This window comes from Aneurinibacillus migulanus (genome assembly GCF_001274715.1).
Taxonomy (GTDB): Bacteria; Bacillota; Bacilli; order Aneurinibacillales; family Aneurinibacillaceae; genus Aneurinibacillus; species Aneurinibacillus migulanus.
Window position 1 is genome coordinate 22,632 of sequence record NZ_LGUG01000013.1, and the last position, 17,098, is coordinate 39,729.

Sequence of the window (17,098 nt, forward strand, 5' to 3'; positions counted from 1 at the left end):
GCCTTCGCTCGTCCTTTATCCACAAAGAAGCCAATCAAAAAGAGTCCGACCTGTACGGCTGGACTCTTTTGGTATTGTTATTTCCGATGCTATTCCTGAAGCTCTGTCCATTCCTCCAGACAGTTCTCTAGCTTTGATTTCTTTGTTTCCAATTCTTCATTGAATGTTAATACTTTCTCATGATCCTGGAACACTTCCGGTTTGCATAGTTCTTCTTCAAGAGAAGCGATCGATTCTTCCAGCGTTCCAATTAGCTCTTCCAATTCTTCAATACGCCGTTGTCGTTGACGTTCCGCTTTTTTAGCTTCTTTATCCTGACGAAACTTCTCTTTATTGGAAGAAGACGTATCGTTTTGTTTTTCCTCCGCCTCGGTCTGTATGACCGGTGCCAGGGCTGCGGATTGTAATTCCTGAAGTTCTTCCTTCTTCTCAATATAATAGTCGTAGTTTCCAAGATAGGAAATTACGCCGTTTGGCGTCAGTTCAAGCACGCGTGTTGCAATTTTATTAAGGAAGTAGCGGTCATGCGAGACGAACAGGATAGTACCTGGATAATCCTCCAACGCTTCTTCAAGAATTTCTTTGCTGAACAGGTCCAGATGGTTGGTCGGTTCGTCAAGAATTAGCAGGTTGGCTTTTTGTAGCATGAGTTTAGCTAGCGAGACGCGGGCACGTTCCCCACCGCTTAGTTCTCCGACCTTCTTTAATACATCATCGCCGCTGAATAGAAAATTACCGAGTACGGTACGTACATCTTTTTCTTGCATCGTCGGATATTCATCCCATAGTTCATGCAATACCTGCTTGGTCGGATTCAAGCTCTCCTGTTCTTGATCGTAGAAGCTGGGCATGACATTGCTGCCATAAGCAATCGTGCCAGATAAGGGATGTAATCGGTTTACAATCGTTTTTAATAGAGTCGATTTGCCGAGACCGTTCGGACCGAGCAATGCTACGCGTTCTCCGCGGGTGATCTCGAAAGTCAAATGCTGGGCGAGTGGCTCATTTTCATATCCGATGCTTACATCTTGTAGTGTCAGCACCTGGTTTCCGCTTACTTTAGTAATATCAAACGAGAACTGTGCTTTCTTCAAGTCACCGAGTGGTTTATCCATTACGTCCATCCGCTCCAACATTTTACGGCGGCTTTGTGCGCGCTTTGTCGTAGATGCACGGGCGATGTTGCGCTGCACGAATTCTTCGATACGGGAGATTTCGGCTTGCTGCTTTTCGTATTGTCTGATTTGCTGCTGTACCCGTTCGCCTTTCTGAATAAGATAATCTGTGTAATTGCCGACATAGCGCGTAACATGCGTCCGTTCCAGTTCATACACAATGTTGACGAGCGAGTCGAGAAAGAAGCGGTCATGTGATACGACTAGCAGGGCACCGGGATAATTCAGTAGATATTTCTCCAGCCAGCCGAGCGTTTCGATATCAAGATAGTTGGTTGGCTCATCAAGGATAAGTACATCCGGTTCCATCAATAGTAGCTTGGCGAGAGCGAGGCGGGTTTTCTGTCCGCCACTGAGCTGATCGATTGGCGTATCATAATTCTCCGGGAAGAAACGCATGCCATGCAGAACAGAACGCGTCAACGCTTCGTATTGATACCCGCCCTCCTGCTTAAATTGGTCGACGAGATGGGAGTAGGCGTTCATCAACTTTTCATGTTGCGTCTCGTTTGCGATGATAGCAGGGTCCGCGATTTGTTCTTCCATTCGGCGGAGCTCTGCTTCCTGTTCTTTGAAATGAATGAATACGGTCATCATCTCATTCCAGATGGTACGATCCGTATCCAAGCCGCTATCTTGCGCTAGATAGCCGAGTGTGGTGTCCTTTGCTTTCTGAATTTCGCCTTCATCAGGCAGGATTTGACCTGTAATGATTTTGAGTAGCGTAGATTTTCCGGCCCCGTTTACGCCGACTAGGCCCACTCTTTCCCTGGATTGCAGTACCATATTAGTATGGGACAGCACGGGACTCGCGCTGAACGATTTGCTTATATTCAATGCTTGCAGTAAGATCATAAATTATTCACCTCTATAGTTCGTCCACTGCTAGTGTATCTCAAAACGCGGGGGTTAGAAAGCTGATGAAGGGAGAAAAACATGAACGTCGAGGAACGAAAAGAAAGTAAGCGCCTGCTGCGCCGACAAATTCTCAAGCAGAGAGCAGATATCGCTTTATATGAACGAGATCGCCGTTCGGAAGAAGTGATACGTCGTTTGCTTGCTGTGCCGGAAGTGGAAGCGGCACAGCGTCTGTTTACATTCCTTTCGTTCGGAGAGGAAGTGTGTTTGGATCGTTTCATTGCTGAGTGTGATAAGCTAGGTAAAAGCGTATACGTGCCTAAAACATATATGAAGGAAAAGAAGATGCTCCCGTATCGTTTTACAGGATGGGATGCGCTTATCGAAGGAGCATATGGCATCCGCGAGCCGGACGAGACAAAAGGCGATCCCTGGCATGGTGACCCGTTCGATGTCATTCTCGTTCCGGGCGTAGCGTTTACTGAGCAGGGAGAGCGTCTCGGTTATGGGGGCGGTTTTTATGATCGCTTTTTTGCCGGACTTTCACATGTACCTCCGCTTGTTGCTGTCTGCTACGAGATGCAGGTTGTTCCATTTTTGTCTATTGAAGCACATGATCAAAAGGTAGATAAAATTGTGACAGAAAGCAGAGTGATTACGTGTTCATGATTTTGCCACTGTATTGATGTGTAAAAATCGACACAACAGTGACAGGTTATAGTACAATATAATTAGACTTTTATTGAATTTTATTAGTGAATAACGGAGGGTTACCTGAATGTGGAAAATTGGGGTCGTCACTTCAAGCAACTCGGTGTATCGCAAGGAGCGGGAGAATGACTGTTTTCCGAAGCTAGAAGCGCTGCTGAAACATAATCTTAACGTAGCTGTTGCGTATCATCGTGTGTCGCCTGATAATATAGAGATGCTGAAAGAGAATATGATTGAGCTTATCGACCGTGAGAGGGTAGATTTGTTAATCACCATTGGCGGTACAGGATTGAGTCCGGAAGATGTAACACCGGAAGCAACAGAGCTAGTTATTGATCGCTCTGTCCCAGGGTTGGCAGAAGAGATGCGTCGCTGTTCCATGCAGCATTCACGCAAGGTGCTGCTAACGCGGGCGATCGTGGGCACGCGCGGCAACGCTTTGGTTATTAATCTGCCAGGCAGTCTTCCGAGTATGGAATGGTGTTTTGTGGCGATTGCTGACCAGATTTCTTCCGCGTTGTCCATTGTTCAAGGAACAAACGAGAACGTAAATATTTAAGTGGATAACGATTGTGTAGCCGATTTGCAAAAGCTGTGTGTCTAAGAGAGGATTTGAACAGCGCATGAGCACTCAAAATCAAGAGATGCGACTTGTAGAGCACTTAGGTGAACTCCGGCGCCGTCTGATATGGGTAGCGATTATTTTCATCGTTGCATTTATCGGCGGATTTGCATATGCGGAGCCGGTGGTCCGTTATTTTAAGAAAGACGCAGGTATTCAGTGGCACGTATTTGGCATTGCGGACGGGCTGCGTGTGTATATGCAGTTCTCGTTTGTCATTGCGCTCATTATTACGCTGCCTTTTATATTGTATCATCTGTGGCGCTTTATTTCTCCGGGACTTCGCCCGCATGAGCGGAAAGCGGCCGGAATTTTTATTGCGCCGGCATTCCTGCTGTTTTTAACTGGACTTGCTGTCGGATATTATCTTGTATTTCCGATGATCATTACGTTCATGATAAAATTCTCCAAAACGTTGGGCGTAGTAGAGACATTCGGTCTGGCGCAGTATTTCGGTTTTATGTTTAACATTGTGATTCCGCTGGCGCTGTTGTTTGAGCTTCCTATTGTTGTGATGTTTTTGACGCGCCTGCGCATTTTGAATCCAATGCGTATGAAGAAGATGCGCGGATATTCCTATCTTGCGCTTGTTATCGTGGCGTCGCTGATTTCACCGCCCGATTTTGTAAGCCATTTGAGCGTGTTTTTGCCTTTGGTAATTTTATATGAGATTAGCGTCTTAATTTCCCGCTTCATTTATCGTAAGCAGTTGCGGGAAGACGCTGCATGGGAACAGGAATTCTATGGCGAGAAAGAGGAAGACGCTGTACTGCATGTCGATAGAGAATAGATAGAAAAAGGGATAAGAGAGCCGAACCTTCCGGCTCTCTTTTTTTATGAATAAGAAAATGATATCTATATTTCTTATTCTGAGTTCTGATAATTCTCACAGTAAGTAATCGTTCTATTATTAAGGAAGGGGTGGTACTTGCCAAGGAATATTTCTCTGTGAAAGTGGTCAGAATGGAAAAGGAAATTTTTTTGCAATCCGGGGCTTGCAAAAAGGAAATAAAATATATATTATAATAATTGTGTTAGCACTCAGTGAGGTTGAGTGCTAACAAGACATTTAATAGGGAGGTTGTTTTCAGTGTTAAAGCCATTGGGTGACCGTGTGATTATCGAACCTATCGCAAAAGAAGAAACAACTGCTAGCGGAATCGTACTTCCGGAAACAGCGAAAGAAAAGCCGCAGGAAGGCAAAGTAGTTGCTGTAGGAAACGGACGCATTGAGAACGGTGAGCGTATTGCGCTTGAAGTTCAAGAAGGCAACCGCGTGATTTACTCTAAATACGCTGGTACAGAAGTGAAGTACAGCGATAAAGAACTTCTAATCATGCGTGAAAGCGATATTCTCGCGATTGTTGAGTAATCACTGAGAACGGCATTTTGATATACGATTTCTCACCGTTCAGGTAACGTATAGAATGACTACATATTTTAGGAGGGCGAACGAAAAATGGCGAAAGACATTCGTTTTAGCGAAGAGGCGCGTCGCGCGATGCTCCGCGGTGTTGACACGCTTGCAGATGCAGTAAAAGTAACGCTTGGACCTAAAGGTCGCAATGTTGTACTTGAAAAGAAATTCGGTTCTCCGTTAATCACAAATGATGGTGTAACCATTGCAAAAGAAATCGAACTCGAAGATGCATTCGAGAACATGGGTGCACAATTGGTTAAAGAAGTTGCAACCAAAACAAATGATGTAGCGGGTGACGGTACGACAACAGCTACAGTTCTTGCTCAAGCGATGATTCGCGAAGGCTTGAAAAACGTAACAGCGGGTGCAAACCCGATGGTTATGCGTAAAGGTATCGAAAAAGCGGTTCGTGCAGCAGTAGAAGAATTGCATGCGATCTCTAAGCCGATCGAAAGCAAGGAATCTATCGCACAAGTAGCGGCTATTTCTGCTGCTGACGAAGAAATCGGCCAACTGATTGCTGAAGCGATGGAGAAAGTAGGCAAAGATGGCGTTATCACAGTAGAAGAGTCCAAAGGCTTCACAACGGAACTTGACGTTGTAGAAGGTATGCAATTCGACCGCGGATATGCTTCTCCGTACATGATTACGGATACTGACAAGATGGAAGCGGTGCTTGATAATCCGTACATCTTAATTACAGATAAGAAAATCTCTAACATTCAGGAAATCCTTCCTGTATTAGAAAAAGTTGTACAACAAGGCAAGCCGCTTGTTATCATCGCTGAAGATGTAGAAGGCGAAGCACTGGCTACGCTTGTTGTGAATAAACTTCGCGGTACATTCACTGCGGTAGCGGTAAAAGCTCCTGGATTTGGCGACCGCCGCAAAGCAATGCTCGAAGATATCGCTGCATTGACTGGTGGTCAGGTTATTACAGAAGATCTTGGTCTGGATCTGAAATCTGCTTCCCTGCAACAATTGGGTCAAGCGGGTAAAGTTGTCGTAACAAAAGAAAATACGACAATCGTAGAAGGCGTTGGTGAAAAAGCGAACATCGAAGCTCGCGTAAACCAAATCCGTTCTGCTATCGAGACGACAACGTCCGATTTTGATAAAGAAAAACTGCAAGAGCGTCTGGCTAAACTGGCAGGCGGCGTAGCGGTTATTAAAGTTGGTGCCGCTACTGAAACTGAATTGAAAGAGAAAAAACTTCGCATTGAAGATGCGTTGAACGCGACGCGTGCAGCTGTTGAAGAAGGTATTGTTGCAGGTGGTGGTACGGCACTTGTATCCATCTACAACAAAGTAGCTGAAATTCAAGCGGAAGATGATGAAGCAACTGGCGTACGCCTTATCCTGCGCGCGCTGGAAGAGCCGGTACGTCAAATCGCGGCTAACGCTGGTCTTGAAGGCTCTGTTATCGTTGAGCGTCTGAAGAAAGAAGAAGTAGGCACAGGCTTCAATGCAGCAACAGCACAATGGGTAAACATGATCGAAGCTGGTATCGTTGACCCTGCGAAAGTAACTCGCTCTGCGCTGCAAAACGCTGCATCTGTTGCAGCTATGTTCCTGACAACCGAAGCGGTTGTAGCCGACAAGCCGGAACCGGAAAAAGGTGGCGGCATGCCTGACATGGGCGGAATGGGCGGCATGGGAATGATGTAATCCCCGTCCATAGGGATAAACCCCTCCGAATAAATCGGAGGGGTTTTTTGCATGATACAGATATAAGCGATACGCATGTATTCAGATTTTTCTTAACGATACTTATGGTTTATTACGAACATAAGGAGCAAAATGGAATTTTCCTCGCCAAAACACGAACATTACAATGGAAAACATCCAGAACTTTCATATTTTAGTGCTTGACTTTTCCTATGCCTCTGGTAAACTAATCTCGTTATAACTACTACATCTAAATGACCTCATATAATATCGGGGATACGGCCTGAAAGTTTCTACCGAACCGCCGTAAATGGTTCGACTATGAGGACAGATACCTATGCCAGGTTTCTGCCTCTGTATCAAAATATAGATGCACCTGGTTTTTTATTTTTTACAGGGAAAAATAAAACATGCTAAGATGAGAATAATGCTGAATGCTCCTTAGCGCAGCAAGTTACAAAGAGGGGGATTTTAAGAAGATGGACAAGCCGAAAGAATTAGTTGTTGTTCTCGACTTTGGGGGACAATACAACCAGTTAATTGCACGCCGCGTTCGGGATCTTGGTGTGTTCAGTGAATTGATGCCGTATAATACTCCGGTAGAAGAACTGGAGAAACTGAATCCGAAAGGCATCATCTTCTCGGGCGGACCGGCCAGCGTATATGTGGAAGGTGCTCCACAATGTGATACGCGCATTTATGACATGGGCCTGCCGATCCTTGGTATTTGCTATGGCATGCAGATGATGTCGCACAATTTGAAAGGGAAAGTGGAACGCGCCGATGTGCGGGAATACGGACGTTCTGATATCGCGATTCACAACGATTCCCCATTCTTTAAAGGTTTGGACAAAACGGAAACTGTGTGGATGAGCCATACCGACAAAGTAATTGAAGTGCCGGAAGGGTTCCGGGTTGATGCCAGCAACGAGGCATGTCCGGTAGCGGCAATTAGCCATCCGGAGAAGCACTTCTATGGAGTGCAATTCCATCCTGAAGTGCGTCATTCCGTACGAGGCAATGAGATGTTGAAGAATTTCCTGTTCGAAGTGTGTGGATGTGAAGGCAACTGGTCAATGGAGAATTACATCGATATGATGGTAAACGAAATCCGCGAGAAAGTCGGCGATAAGAAAGTATTATGTGCCTTGAGCGGTGGAGTAGACTCTTCAGTGGTGGCCGTACTCATCCATAAGGCGATCGGCGATCAATTAACATGTATGTTTGTCGATCACGGCCTGTTACGTAAAGGGGAAGCTGAAGGCGTAATGGAAACATTCGCAGATAAGTTCAATATGAACGTCATCAAAATCGATGCACGTGAACGTTTCCTGGGCAAACTTAAAGGTGTTTCCGATCCAGAAAAGAAACGCAAAATTATCGGTAATGAATTTATTTACGTATTCGAAGAGGAAGCAGGCAAGCTAACGGACATGGACTTCCTGGCACAAGGTACGCTGTATACCGATATTATCGAGAGTGGTACAGCAACAGCACAGACTATTAAATCCCATCATAATGTGGGCGGTTTGCCGGAAGATATGAAGTTTGATTTAATCGAGCCGTTGAATAAACTTTTCAAAGACGAAGTGCGCAAGGTGGGCGAAGAGCTCGGTATGCCGCATGAAATTGTATGGCGTCAACCATTCCCGGGACCGGGTCTCGGCATTCGCGTATTGGGCGAGGTTACAGAAGAGAAGCTAGAAATTGTACGTGAATCCGACTTTGTTCTGCGTGATGAAATTAAGAAAGCCGGCCTTGAACAGGATATCTGGCAATATTTCACTGTGCTACCGGATGTGCGCAGCGTAGGTGTAATGGGAGATGGCCGTACGTATGATTATACGATCGGTATTCGTGCTGTAACGTCTATCGATGGCATGACAGCCGACTGGGCTCGTATTCCTTATGATGTATTGGAAAAAATCTCAGTTCGCATCGTCAATGAAGTGCCGCATGTTAACCGTGTTGTATATGACATTACTTCCAAGCCGCCGGCTACTATCGAGTGGGAATAATCGTTTAGAAGCGAGAAGAGGAAAAAGGGAGAAAGAAGAAGATGGATAAATTCTTCAGACTGAAAGAAAATAATACGAACGTACGCACGGAAATTATCGCTGGTTTAACAACATTTATTACGATGGCGTACATTCTGATTGTCAACCCGCTTACTCTGACGGCCGGAGGTGCCACGGGCATGGATTTCAATGCCGTGTTCGTGGCCACCGCCCTTGGGGCGGGGCTTGTCACGATCATGATGGGCCTGTTTGTTAATTATCCGATTGCACTTGCGCCAGGTATGGGGCTTAACGCATACTTTGCCGCTGTGGTCATGAGTTCGGGTGGAGCGATTACATGGCAGATTGCACTGGCCTCTGTGTTTATTTCCGGTATTATCTTTTTCATTCTGACTATTACGAAAGTGCGCCAGATGCTCCTGGATGCGGTGCCGGAGTCGTTACGTGCCGCTATTACGGTTGGTATTGGTTTATTTATTACGATTATCGGATTTAAAACCAGCGGACTTCTAACAGGCTTCTATATTGGTCAAGAGGGAGCGAAGCCATTTACGGAGATGACAGCTAACGACTGGCTTTTACAGCTTGGAAACTTCGTGGAGCATAAAGCGATTCTTCTAACGATTATCGGGTTGCTTATTACGAGTATCCTCATGGTTATGCGCGTACAGGCTGCCATTCTAATTGGTATTATTATAACAACGTTAATCGGTATTCCGATGGGCGTAACCAATTTGGGATCGTTGCAGAATGCCCAATGGGTACCGAACTTTAGCAGCTTAGCGATCGGGCAGCTTGATTTTGCTGGCGCGTTGAATGCCGGTTTGCTGACTATTGTGTTTACCTTTACGTTTGTAGAGTTGTTTGATACGTTCGGTACATTGACGGGAACCGCAGCCAAAGCAGGATTGCTTGATAAGCCGGACGCAAAGAAGAAAATCGGACGAGCGATGCTTGTGGATGCGGGTGGTGTTAGCCTTGGGGCGATGCTTGGTACAAGCACCATTACGGCGTTTGTAGAGAGTGCGGCTGGGGTAGGACAAGGTGGACGTACAGGATTGACTTCTGTTACGACCGGAATTTTATTTATTCTGGCTTTGTTCCTGGCTCCGCTTGCGCTAATCGTTCCGGCTGCGGCGACTGCACCGGCACTGATCGTTGTAGGTGTATTAATGATGGGAGCGGTACGTGGCGTTGAATGGGATGACATGGTATATGCGATTCCTTCATTCTTTACCATTATTTTCATGCCGCTTACGAACTCTATTGCCAACGGCATTTCCTTTGGGATCGTATTCTATGTAGTTCTGGCATCTGCCAATAATTTGGTAGGCGGCAAAAATAAAATCCATTGGCTTATGTGGGTGCTTGCCGTTCTTATTATCGCAAGGTTTTTATTCATCGACATTAATGCATAATTTCTTGAAAAAGCGGAATGAGGATATCTTGACCTCTTCCGCTTTTTTTTATGGAAAAAGGACAAGTGAAAGCTCCCCCGGGTTTTTCTTATATTTACGAAAATTCATGTGAAAATAGTGCTATAATTCAGTTAGAAAATGTATTTCCATGATACTATTATACCGTGATAATAAAGTGCATTCACTCGGGAGAACTATGAGAAAAAAACAAATGGTGCTTTGGATAAGCGCTGGCTTCCTCGTTCCTATTCTGCTAAGCGCCATATTCGCTTTGTCCGCTGACCTCTTGCATCTGTATCAATTGAAAAATCTGCTGCGTAAACCGTCTCTGGAAGTATTCATAATTGTCTCTCCGGCTTTCTTTTGCTCGCTGTTTATGCTGCGATATCACAAGTGGCTGCGCGTCGTAGAAAAGCAACAAGAAAGCGGACTTATCCACGTATCATTCCACCGCATCTTACATGAGTATATGATGCACAGTATGCTTTCTTTTTTTCTTCTTTCTTTTTTAGTTACCTATTGGGGGAACGGCAGGCAAGAGGACACTGTTCTTATTTTCTTGATTTGTATGGGTGTCATGATAACCGCATATGCTCCATTCTACTTCGGCTTGTTAGTGCGGATATACGATTATTTATACCGCCTTGGGTTCTCAGTTCAATTTAGAAACGCTGGTTGGAACCAGGGAGCTATAATGGCTGTTGGGATGGCGATTATCGGTATCTTCGTTACAACGACACTGTTTGTCTATATCATCTCAAAGACGATTGGTAGCGCTATTACACTGTACGATGCTTGGGAACGGGCCTTTATCATCAGTATTGTGGTCGGAGTCCCACTTATTATGCTTATTCTTATGATTCGACAATTTTATTCCCATCTACTACAGCATAAGCATTCTCAGTTACTCTCCTTACATCTACTACTGGAGAAATTGTACGGCAATCTGGAGTTGACCGACATGTTTCTTGAGGATATGGTGGCGACGGTAAAACAGGTTATTGGTGCAGAAGTGGTAACGCTGGTTATTCATGCAAAAAGGGAGGGGAAAGAACGGATATTTCCGGCGGGGTATTATAGGGAAGGCGAGTCTGTAAAGGAATATACAGAAGAATGTTCATCCATGAGAGTTCCTATTTTTATCGACGGACAGACGGCAGGCTATTTTTGCCTGCGCGATAAAGTCGGCGCACTCAGATTCACAAGAGAAGACGGGGAAATCATGAGGAGCTTCAGTCGAGCATTTTCCATGGTACTCCAAAATTCGCATTATATTGAAGAGCTAAAGAAAGAAAGACAGGTGGCTCAGGAAGCTGCCGGACTAAAAAGTCAAATTCTCTCTACGATGAGTCATGAATTACGTACACCGCTAAATGCAATCATCGGTTACTCCGATATAGTAATAGATGTTCTAAGAGGATCCGTACCGGACAAGCAGATAACGAATGTCAAAAGGATTAATGAGAGCGGCAGGCATTTGCTTGGGGTCATTAATGATATTCTTGACTTATCTAAGATGGAGGCGGGGCAGATGAATGCAACAATCGAACCTGTCCATATGCGAACATTGCTGCAATTTTGTATGCATAATGCTGAAACCCTTTGTGGAGAGCGACCGATCGTCTTTTCTATAGAAGGAGAGACGGATATTTGGATTCGAAGTGATGAGCAAAAACTCAAGCAGATCATTATGAATCTTGTATCCAATGCTGTCAAATTTACCGAGAGGGGCTCTATAATAGTGCGTCTATCCCGTCGAGCAAGAGATATAATAATCGAGGTTGAAGATACAGGTGTAGGAATTTTACAGGAACACCAAACAGCTATTTTTGAGCCGTTCAAGCAGATTGATGGTTCGCTTGCCCGTAAATATAAAGGAACAGGACTTGGCCTCTCCATTGCTGCTCGTCTCGTTTCGCTTTTAGGCGGAAGTATTTGCGTAGAAAGTGAAAAAGGACAAGGTTCCCGCTTTAGCATTCATCTCAGCGATGTATTTCATGAACAGTAGAAAGAAAACTTGACAGGGGGTGCGGAATCCATGAATCTTTTTTCGCTTGTCGATAATCCCGCGGAAATGAACGTAACATTGGAGCAATCTACCATTCTTGTTGTCGATGATGAAGAATATAATCTTGATGTGCTCGAACAACTTTTATTGGTGAAGAAGTACCGTATATTTTCCGCATGCACCGGGGCGGATGCCCTGATGATTCTGGAGAGCGAAGATGTTGATTTGATTCTGCTCGACGTCATGATGCCGGACATGAACGGATATGAAGTGTTGCGTGAGATTAGAGCATTAGAAGAACGGTACATTCCCGTTATCATGGTGACGGCTCTCGATAGCAAAGAAGATAAAATCAAAGCATTAGAAGAAGGCAGTGACGATTTTTTAAATAAGCCTATTGATAAGCATGAGTTGTATGCCAGAGTGCATACGCTTCTGCGTATGCGCCATTATTATAAGCAGATGGCCGTCACGAAACAGCGGTTGGAAAACGAAGTGGTGCGCCGGACAGCCGAATTGGAGAAAGCGCTTCAGGAATTGCAATTGCTGAATAATAAATTGGAAGACAGCCATAAGGAGATTGTTGAACGTCTTTCATCAGCCGCAGAGTTCAAAGATCCAGAAACAGCGGCGCATATTCAGCGCATTAGCTATTACTGCGGTGTACTGGCCCGCGGGATGGGGATGAGCGAAGATAAGATAAATTTAATCGTTCAGGCAAGTCCGATGCATGATATTGGAAAAATCGGTGTGCCCGATCATATTTTACTTAAGCCAGGGAAATTGACGTTAGAAGAGTTCGAGAAGATGAAGGAGCATACACTAATTGGCCATAAAATCCTAAGCGGATCGGATTCGCCGTTGCTTAAGCTGGCAAGCGAAATCGCATTGTCCCATCATGAGAAATATGATGGTTCCGGTTATCCATATGGGATTTCCGGTGAAGATATCCCGCTGAGCGGCCGAATTGTAGCCGTAGTGGATGTGTTTGATGCATTGACAAGCCGCCGCCCTTACAAAGAGCCATTTTCGAATGAAAAAGCGTACGAGATTATCCATCAGGGGAGTGGCACGCATTTTGATCCTCGGATTGTCCAGCTTTTTTTCGACAATCTGTCTGAAATTGCTCGTATTCAAAGTCAACATCAAGATTAATGGTAGAGAGCCTGAAGAGGGCTCTTTTTTTTGTCTGAAACTGGGCGGAAGTCCAAACCGTCTACCCGTCCAAGACATAGTATGTAGCATGTCAAGTGATTCAAAGTCCTTGTCGAAAGGAGTGAGGTGACATGAGCTGCTGGAACGGCGGAGATAACGTTGGGGTAATTCTTGTCCTATTCATTCTACTAGTAGTGATTGCTTGCTCCTGTGATTGATAAGAATCACAATTCACATGAATACAAGGAAAGGGTGAAGGTAATGAGTTGTTCTGGAGGATGGGGAGATAATATCGGCGTGATTTTAGTATTGTTCATTCTGCTCGTAATTATCGCATGCGCTTGCGATTAATCTGAGCGGATAGACGCCTGCTGATTTTCTGCTTCCATGAAATAAATAGGCGGGCGTCCAATCCTTATGTTTGTAAAACGCATAGAGTATAGCACGGATAGGGAATATCCGCTTCCACCTAACCTGCAGACGCCAGATTAAGGAAGGAGGAACGTCTATGGGCTTTTTCGGTGATAACGATGCGATCGGTGTAATTCTTGTGCTGTTCATTTTGCTCGTAATTATCGCATGTGCTTGTGATTAATAGACGCTCCATAGATGCATACATGATGGAAAGGGGTGAAGTTCATGGGAGGTTTCTTCAACGGGGACGATGTAATCGGTGTAATTCTTGTGCTGTTCATCCTGCTCGTAATCATCGCATGCGCTTGCGATTAATCTAGCTTTTAGCTGAGAGAAGCTGCCTGTACAGGCAGCTTTTTTGCTTTAATAACGAATATTATGTGGTTAGGATAATTAAATGTTCGGTAATTTACTTGACGAACCGTATAACCCTTGCTAAACTAAGGATGAATTGAGTGGAAAGTGAATCTAGGGTTCCGAAGCCACCGGGGCATTCGGTCCGAGCGATTCAGACGTGCAATAGCACGTTACACCGTAGGGATAAAAGCCCAGGCGGTAGGTTTCTCACTGTGCTGGGGGAAATCTACCGTTTGGGCTTTTTTTGTTGCATCCATGCCCTAGGTTGCGGCACGGATTTTATAATGAAGAGAACATAATAAGAATGCAAATTGATGTGTGTAGGAGGCGTGGCGAATGAATCGGCCATTGGTGGGCGTCATTATGGGAAGTACGTCCGATTGGGATACCATGCAAGGAGCATGCTTGATGCTCGAAGAGTTGGAAGTACCGTATGAGAAACGGGTTGTCTCTGCGCACCGGACACCGGATTTGATGTTTGAATATGCAGAACAAGCAGCAGAACGAGGCTTGGAGGTCATTATTGCGGGCGCTGGCGGTGCAGCGCACTTGCCGGGAATGGTAGCGGCAAAAACGGCGCTGCCGGTCATTGGCGTACCGGTTAAGTCTTCAACACTGAACGGACTTGATTCTCTTCTGTCTATCGTACAGATGCCAGGCGGTGTACCTGTTGCTACGGTAGCTATCGGAAAAGCTGGCGCGACGAATGCCGGCTTGCTAGCAGCGCAAATTCTTGGTAATAAATATCCAGAGGTTCGGGAACGTTTTATGGCACGTCGGGAGAAGGTCAAACAACAGGTGCTGGAGGGAAGCCAACTGCCATGAGCAATAAAAAAGTAATCAAACCAGGAGCGACTATCGGCATATTAGGTGGCGGTCAACTCGGACGAATGATGGCACTGGCAGGCAGGGCATCCGGATATCGATTCGCTACTCTGGATCCGACAGAAGATTGTCCATGCGCCCAAGTATGCGATAAGCATGTAGAAGCAGGCTATGACAATGTAGACGGTGCTTTGGAGCTGGCACAGGCAAGTGACGTTATTACGTACGAATTCGAGAATGTAGATGCGAATGTCGCGGCGGTCCTCGAAGAAAAATCATACGTGCCACAAGGTAGTGAACTGCTGCGCATTACACAGAATCGTATCCGCGAGAAATCGACGCTGTCTTCCTACGGTATTCCTGTCGCTCCATTCCTTGTCATCGAGAGTGAAGCGGATGCCGAGAGTGCTGTGAAGGAATTGGGCTTGCCTGCGGTAATGAAGACGGCGACCGGCGGATACGATGGAAAAGGACAGTACGTCATCCGTAAACTGGAAGAGGCGGCCGTAGCATACCGTGAATTAGCAAAAGCAGGCACCGAGATTATTATCGAACAATTCATTCCTTTTACTGTAGAGATTTCGGTTATTGCGGCGCGCAGTGTTTCCGGTGAAATAAAGACATTTCCTGTAGCGGAGAACGTCCATCGTGAGAACATTTTGCACCTGTCGATTGTGCCTGCGCGTATTGAACAAGCCATAGCGGAACGTGCTGAAGAATTAGCCGGAACGATTGCGGAAAAACTGCAAGTAGTTGGTCTCATCGCTGTAGAAATGTTCGTAACGGAGGACGGCCACGTATTAGTCAATGAACTGGCTCCTCGTCCGCATAATTCAGGTCACTATACGATGGACGCTTGCGTAACATCACAATTCGAGCAACATATTCGAGCGATTTGCGATTTGCCGCTCGGTGAGACAGAGCTTTTGTCCCCGGTTGTTATGGTAAATGTTCTGGGCGAGCATCTTGCCCCTGTTCTTGATAAAATAGAAAAGCTTCCCCCCTCGGCCAAGCTTCATCTATACGGTAAAAAAGACAGCAAACCGAAGAGAAAAATGGGACATATTAATGTCCTGGCCGGGTCGGTCGAAGCTGCTTTAAGCAAAATAGAACAATTGCAAATTTGGGAGCAGATGAAGGAGGATATGTAACATGATTCCACGCTATACCCGCCCGGAGATGGCGGCGATTTGGACGGAAGAAAACAAATTTAAGGCATGGCTTGAGGTCGAAATTCTAGCATGTGAGGCTTGGGCTGAACTCGGTATCATTCCGAAGGAGGATGTCGAGAAGCTCTGGAAGAATGCCAGCTTCGATGTAGATCGCATCTATGAAATCGAGCAGGAAACACGCCATGATGTAGTTGCTTTTACGCGTGCCGTATCTGAAACGATTGAAGGCGATGAAAAGAAATGGATTCACTACGGTCTTACATCCACTGATGTAGTTGATACTGCGCTGTCGTATTTGTTGCTGCAAGCGAACGATATTATTGAACAGGACCTTGTTCGTTTTGTAGATATACTAAAAGAAAAAGCGCAGGAACATAAATATACAGTCATGATGGGCCGTACACACGGCGTACATGCCGAGCCGACAACATTCGGTCTAAAAATGGCGCTTTGGTATGAAGAGATGAAGCGTAATCTCGAACGTTTCCGTCGCGCGAAGGAAACGATTGCTTACGGTAAAATCTCCGGGGCGGTCGGCACGTATGCTAATATCGATCCGTTTGTAGAAGAGTATGTGTGCAAGAAGCTAGGGTTGAAACCGGCGCCGGTTTCGACGCAGACGCTACAGCGTGACCGTCATGCTGAATATATGTCAACACTTGCCTTGATTGCGACCTCCATCGATAAGTTCGCGGTAGAAGTACGGGGCTTGCAGAAGAGTGAAACGCGCGAAGTGGAAGAGGCGTTTGCCAAAGGACAAAAAGGCTCATCCGCGATGCCGCACAAACGTAATCCTATCGGCAGTGAGAATATGTCAGGTCTTGCCCGGGTTCTTCGAGGCCATATGGTTTCCGCATATGAAAATGTACCGCTCTGGCATGAGCGCGACATCTCGCATTCCTCTGTGGAGCGCGTAATCCTGCCGGATGCAACGCAGTTGATTAATTACATGCTAAACCGCTTCGGCAATATCGTGAAGAATTTGACGGTATTCCCGGACAATATGAAGCGTAACATGGAGCGTACATTTGGCCTTATCTATTCCCAGCGTGTGTTATTGAAGCTCATCGATAAAGGGCTGAGCCGTGAGGAAGCGTATGATACAGTACAGCCGCGCGCGATGCAGGCGTGGGAAGAGCAGCGACAGTTCCGTGAGCTTATTGAATCTGATGAGAAAGTGAAAGCGATGCTTACGCCGGAAGAAATTGATGATTGCTTCGATTATAACTGGCACATCAAGCATGTAGATACGATTTTTAACCGTTTGGGACTGTAAC

15 protein-coding genes and 1 riboswitch are annotated in these 17,098 nt (G+C 45.6%); of the genes, 13 read left to right on the forward strand and 2 right to left on the reverse strand.

All coding sequences use genetic code 11. The features are described 5' to 3' along the window. Positions 1 to 89: 89 nt before the first annotated feature. Complete coding sequence (locus AF333_RS29300) at positions 90 to 2,030, reverse strand: ABC transporter ATP-binding protein (RefSeq protein ID WP_043067077.1); 1,941 nt, start codon at positions 2,028 to 2,030, stop codon at positions 90 to 92. Between the two features lie 81 nt (positions 2,031 to 2,111). On the opposite strand from AF333_RS29300, the gene AF333_RS29305 reads away from it, so the two are divergent. The 9 genes from AF333_RS29305 (at position 2,112) to AF333_RS29345 (ending at position 13,053) form a co-directional block, all read left to right on the forward strand. Continuing rightward, a complete protein-coding gene (locus AF333_RS29305; RefSeq protein ID WP_043067078.1) occupies positions 2,112 to 2,702 on the forward strand; it encodes a 5-formyltetrahydrofolate cyclo-ligase in 591 nt (196 codons plus the stop codon). A gap of 109 nt (positions 2,703 to 2,811) precedes the next feature. Beyond that, positions 2,812 to 3,303: a MogA/MoaB family molybdenum cofactor biosynthesis protein gene (locus tag AF333_RS29310; protein ID WP_043067079.1), complete on the forward strand. Its 492-nt coding sequence runs from the start codon at positions 2,812 to 2,814 to the stop codon at positions 3,301 to 3,303. A gap of 64 nt (positions 3,304 to 3,367) precedes the next feature. Beyond that, entirely contained in the window at positions 3,368 to 4,156 is a 789-nt protein-coding gene (gene tatC / locus AF333_RS29315; protein ID WP_043067080.1) for a twin-arginine translocase subunit TatC, read from the forward strand. A 300-nt stretch (positions 4,157 to 4,456) separates the two neighbouring features. Further along, a complete protein-coding gene (gene groES / locus AF333_RS29320; RefSeq protein ID WP_040302848.1) occupies positions 4,457 to 4,738 on the forward strand; it encodes a co-chaperone GroES in 282 nt (93 codons plus the stop codon). Positions 4,739 to 4,825: 87 nt separating this feature from the next. Continuing rightward, positions 4,826 to 6,454: a chaperonin GroEL gene (gene groL / locus AF333_RS29325; RefSeq protein ID WP_043067081.1), complete on the forward strand. Its 1,629-nt coding sequence runs from the start codon at positions 4,826 to 4,828 to the stop codon at positions 6,452 to 6,454. A 240-nt stretch (positions 6,455 to 6,694) separates the two neighbouring features. Beyond that, positions 6,695 to 6,796, forward strand: a riboswitch (purine riboswitch). Positions 6,797 to 6,933: 137 nt separating this feature from the next. Further along, positions 6,934 to 8,472, forward strand: a complete 1,539-nt coding sequence (gene guaA / locus AF333_RS29330) for a glutamine-hydrolyzing GMP synthase (RefSeq protein ID WP_043067082.1) — start codon at positions 6,934 to 6,936, stop codon at positions 8,470 to 8,472. A 41-nt stretch (positions 8,473 to 8,513) separates the two neighbouring features. After that, positions 8,514 to 9,890 carry an NCS2 family permease gene (locus AF333_RS29335; RefSeq protein WP_043067083.1) on the forward strand — a complete coding sequence of 459 codons (1,377 nt, stop codon included), beginning with the start codon at positions 8,514 to 8,516 and terminating at the stop codon, positions 9,888 to 9,890. 196 nt (positions 9,891 to 10,086) lie between these two features. Further along, positions 10,087 to 11,898, forward strand: coding sequence for a sensor histidine kinase (locus tag AF333_RS29340; RefSeq protein WP_052812182.1), 1,812 nt, complete (start codon positions 10,087 to 10,089; stop codon positions 11,896 to 11,898). Between the two features lie 30 nt (positions 11,899 to 11,928). Beyond that, positions 11,929 to 13,053, forward strand: coding sequence for a response regulator (locus AF333_RS29345; protein ID WP_200894942.1), 1,125 nt, complete (start codon positions 11,929 to 11,931; stop codon positions 13,051 to 13,053). A gap of 303 nt (positions 13,054 to 13,356) precedes the next feature. On the opposite strand, the gene AF333_RS36475 is transcribed toward AF333_RS29345, so the two are convergent. Beyond that, entirely contained in the window at positions 13,357 to 13,614 is a 258-nt protein-coding gene (locus AF333_RS36475) for a hypothetical protein (RefSeq protein WP_161806158.1), read from the reverse strand. Positions 13,615 to 13,692: 78 nt separating this feature from the next. Between AF333_RS36475 and AF333_RS32475 the strand changes: the two genes are divergently transcribed. From AF333_RS32475 to purB, 4 genes are all read left to right on the forward strand, one after another. Next, positions 13,693 to 13,782, forward strand: a complete 90-nt coding sequence (locus AF333_RS32475; protein ID WP_080787832.1) for a sporulation protein YjcZ — start codon at positions 13,693 to 13,695, stop codon at positions 13,780 to 13,782. A 378-nt stretch (positions 13,783 to 14,160) separates the two neighbouring features. Next, on the forward strand, positions 14,161 to 14,649 hold the full coding sequence (gene purE, locus AF333_RS29350) for a 5-(carboxyamino)imidazole ribonucleotide mutase (protein ID WP_043067085.1): 489 nt from the start codon (positions 14,161 to 14,163) through the stop codon (positions 14,647 to 14,649). Next, positions 14,646 to 15,800 (forward strand): 5-(carboxyamino)imidazole ribonucleotide synthase, encoded by a 1,155-nt coding sequence (gene purK / locus AF333_RS29355; protein WP_043067086.1) that lies wholly within the window; start codon positions 14,646 to 14,648, stop codon positions 15,798 to 15,800. The genes purE and purK overlap by 4 nt, the downstream gene beginning before the upstream one ends. A gap of 1 nt (position 15,801) precedes the next feature. Next, positions 15,802 to 17,097 (forward strand): adenylosuccinate lyase, encoded by a 1,296-nt coding sequence (gene purB / locus AF333_RS29360; RefSeq protein ID WP_043067087.1) that lies wholly within the window; start codon positions 15,802 to 15,804, stop codon positions 17,095 to 17,097. The last annotated feature ends 1 nt before the right edge of the window (position 17,098 follow it).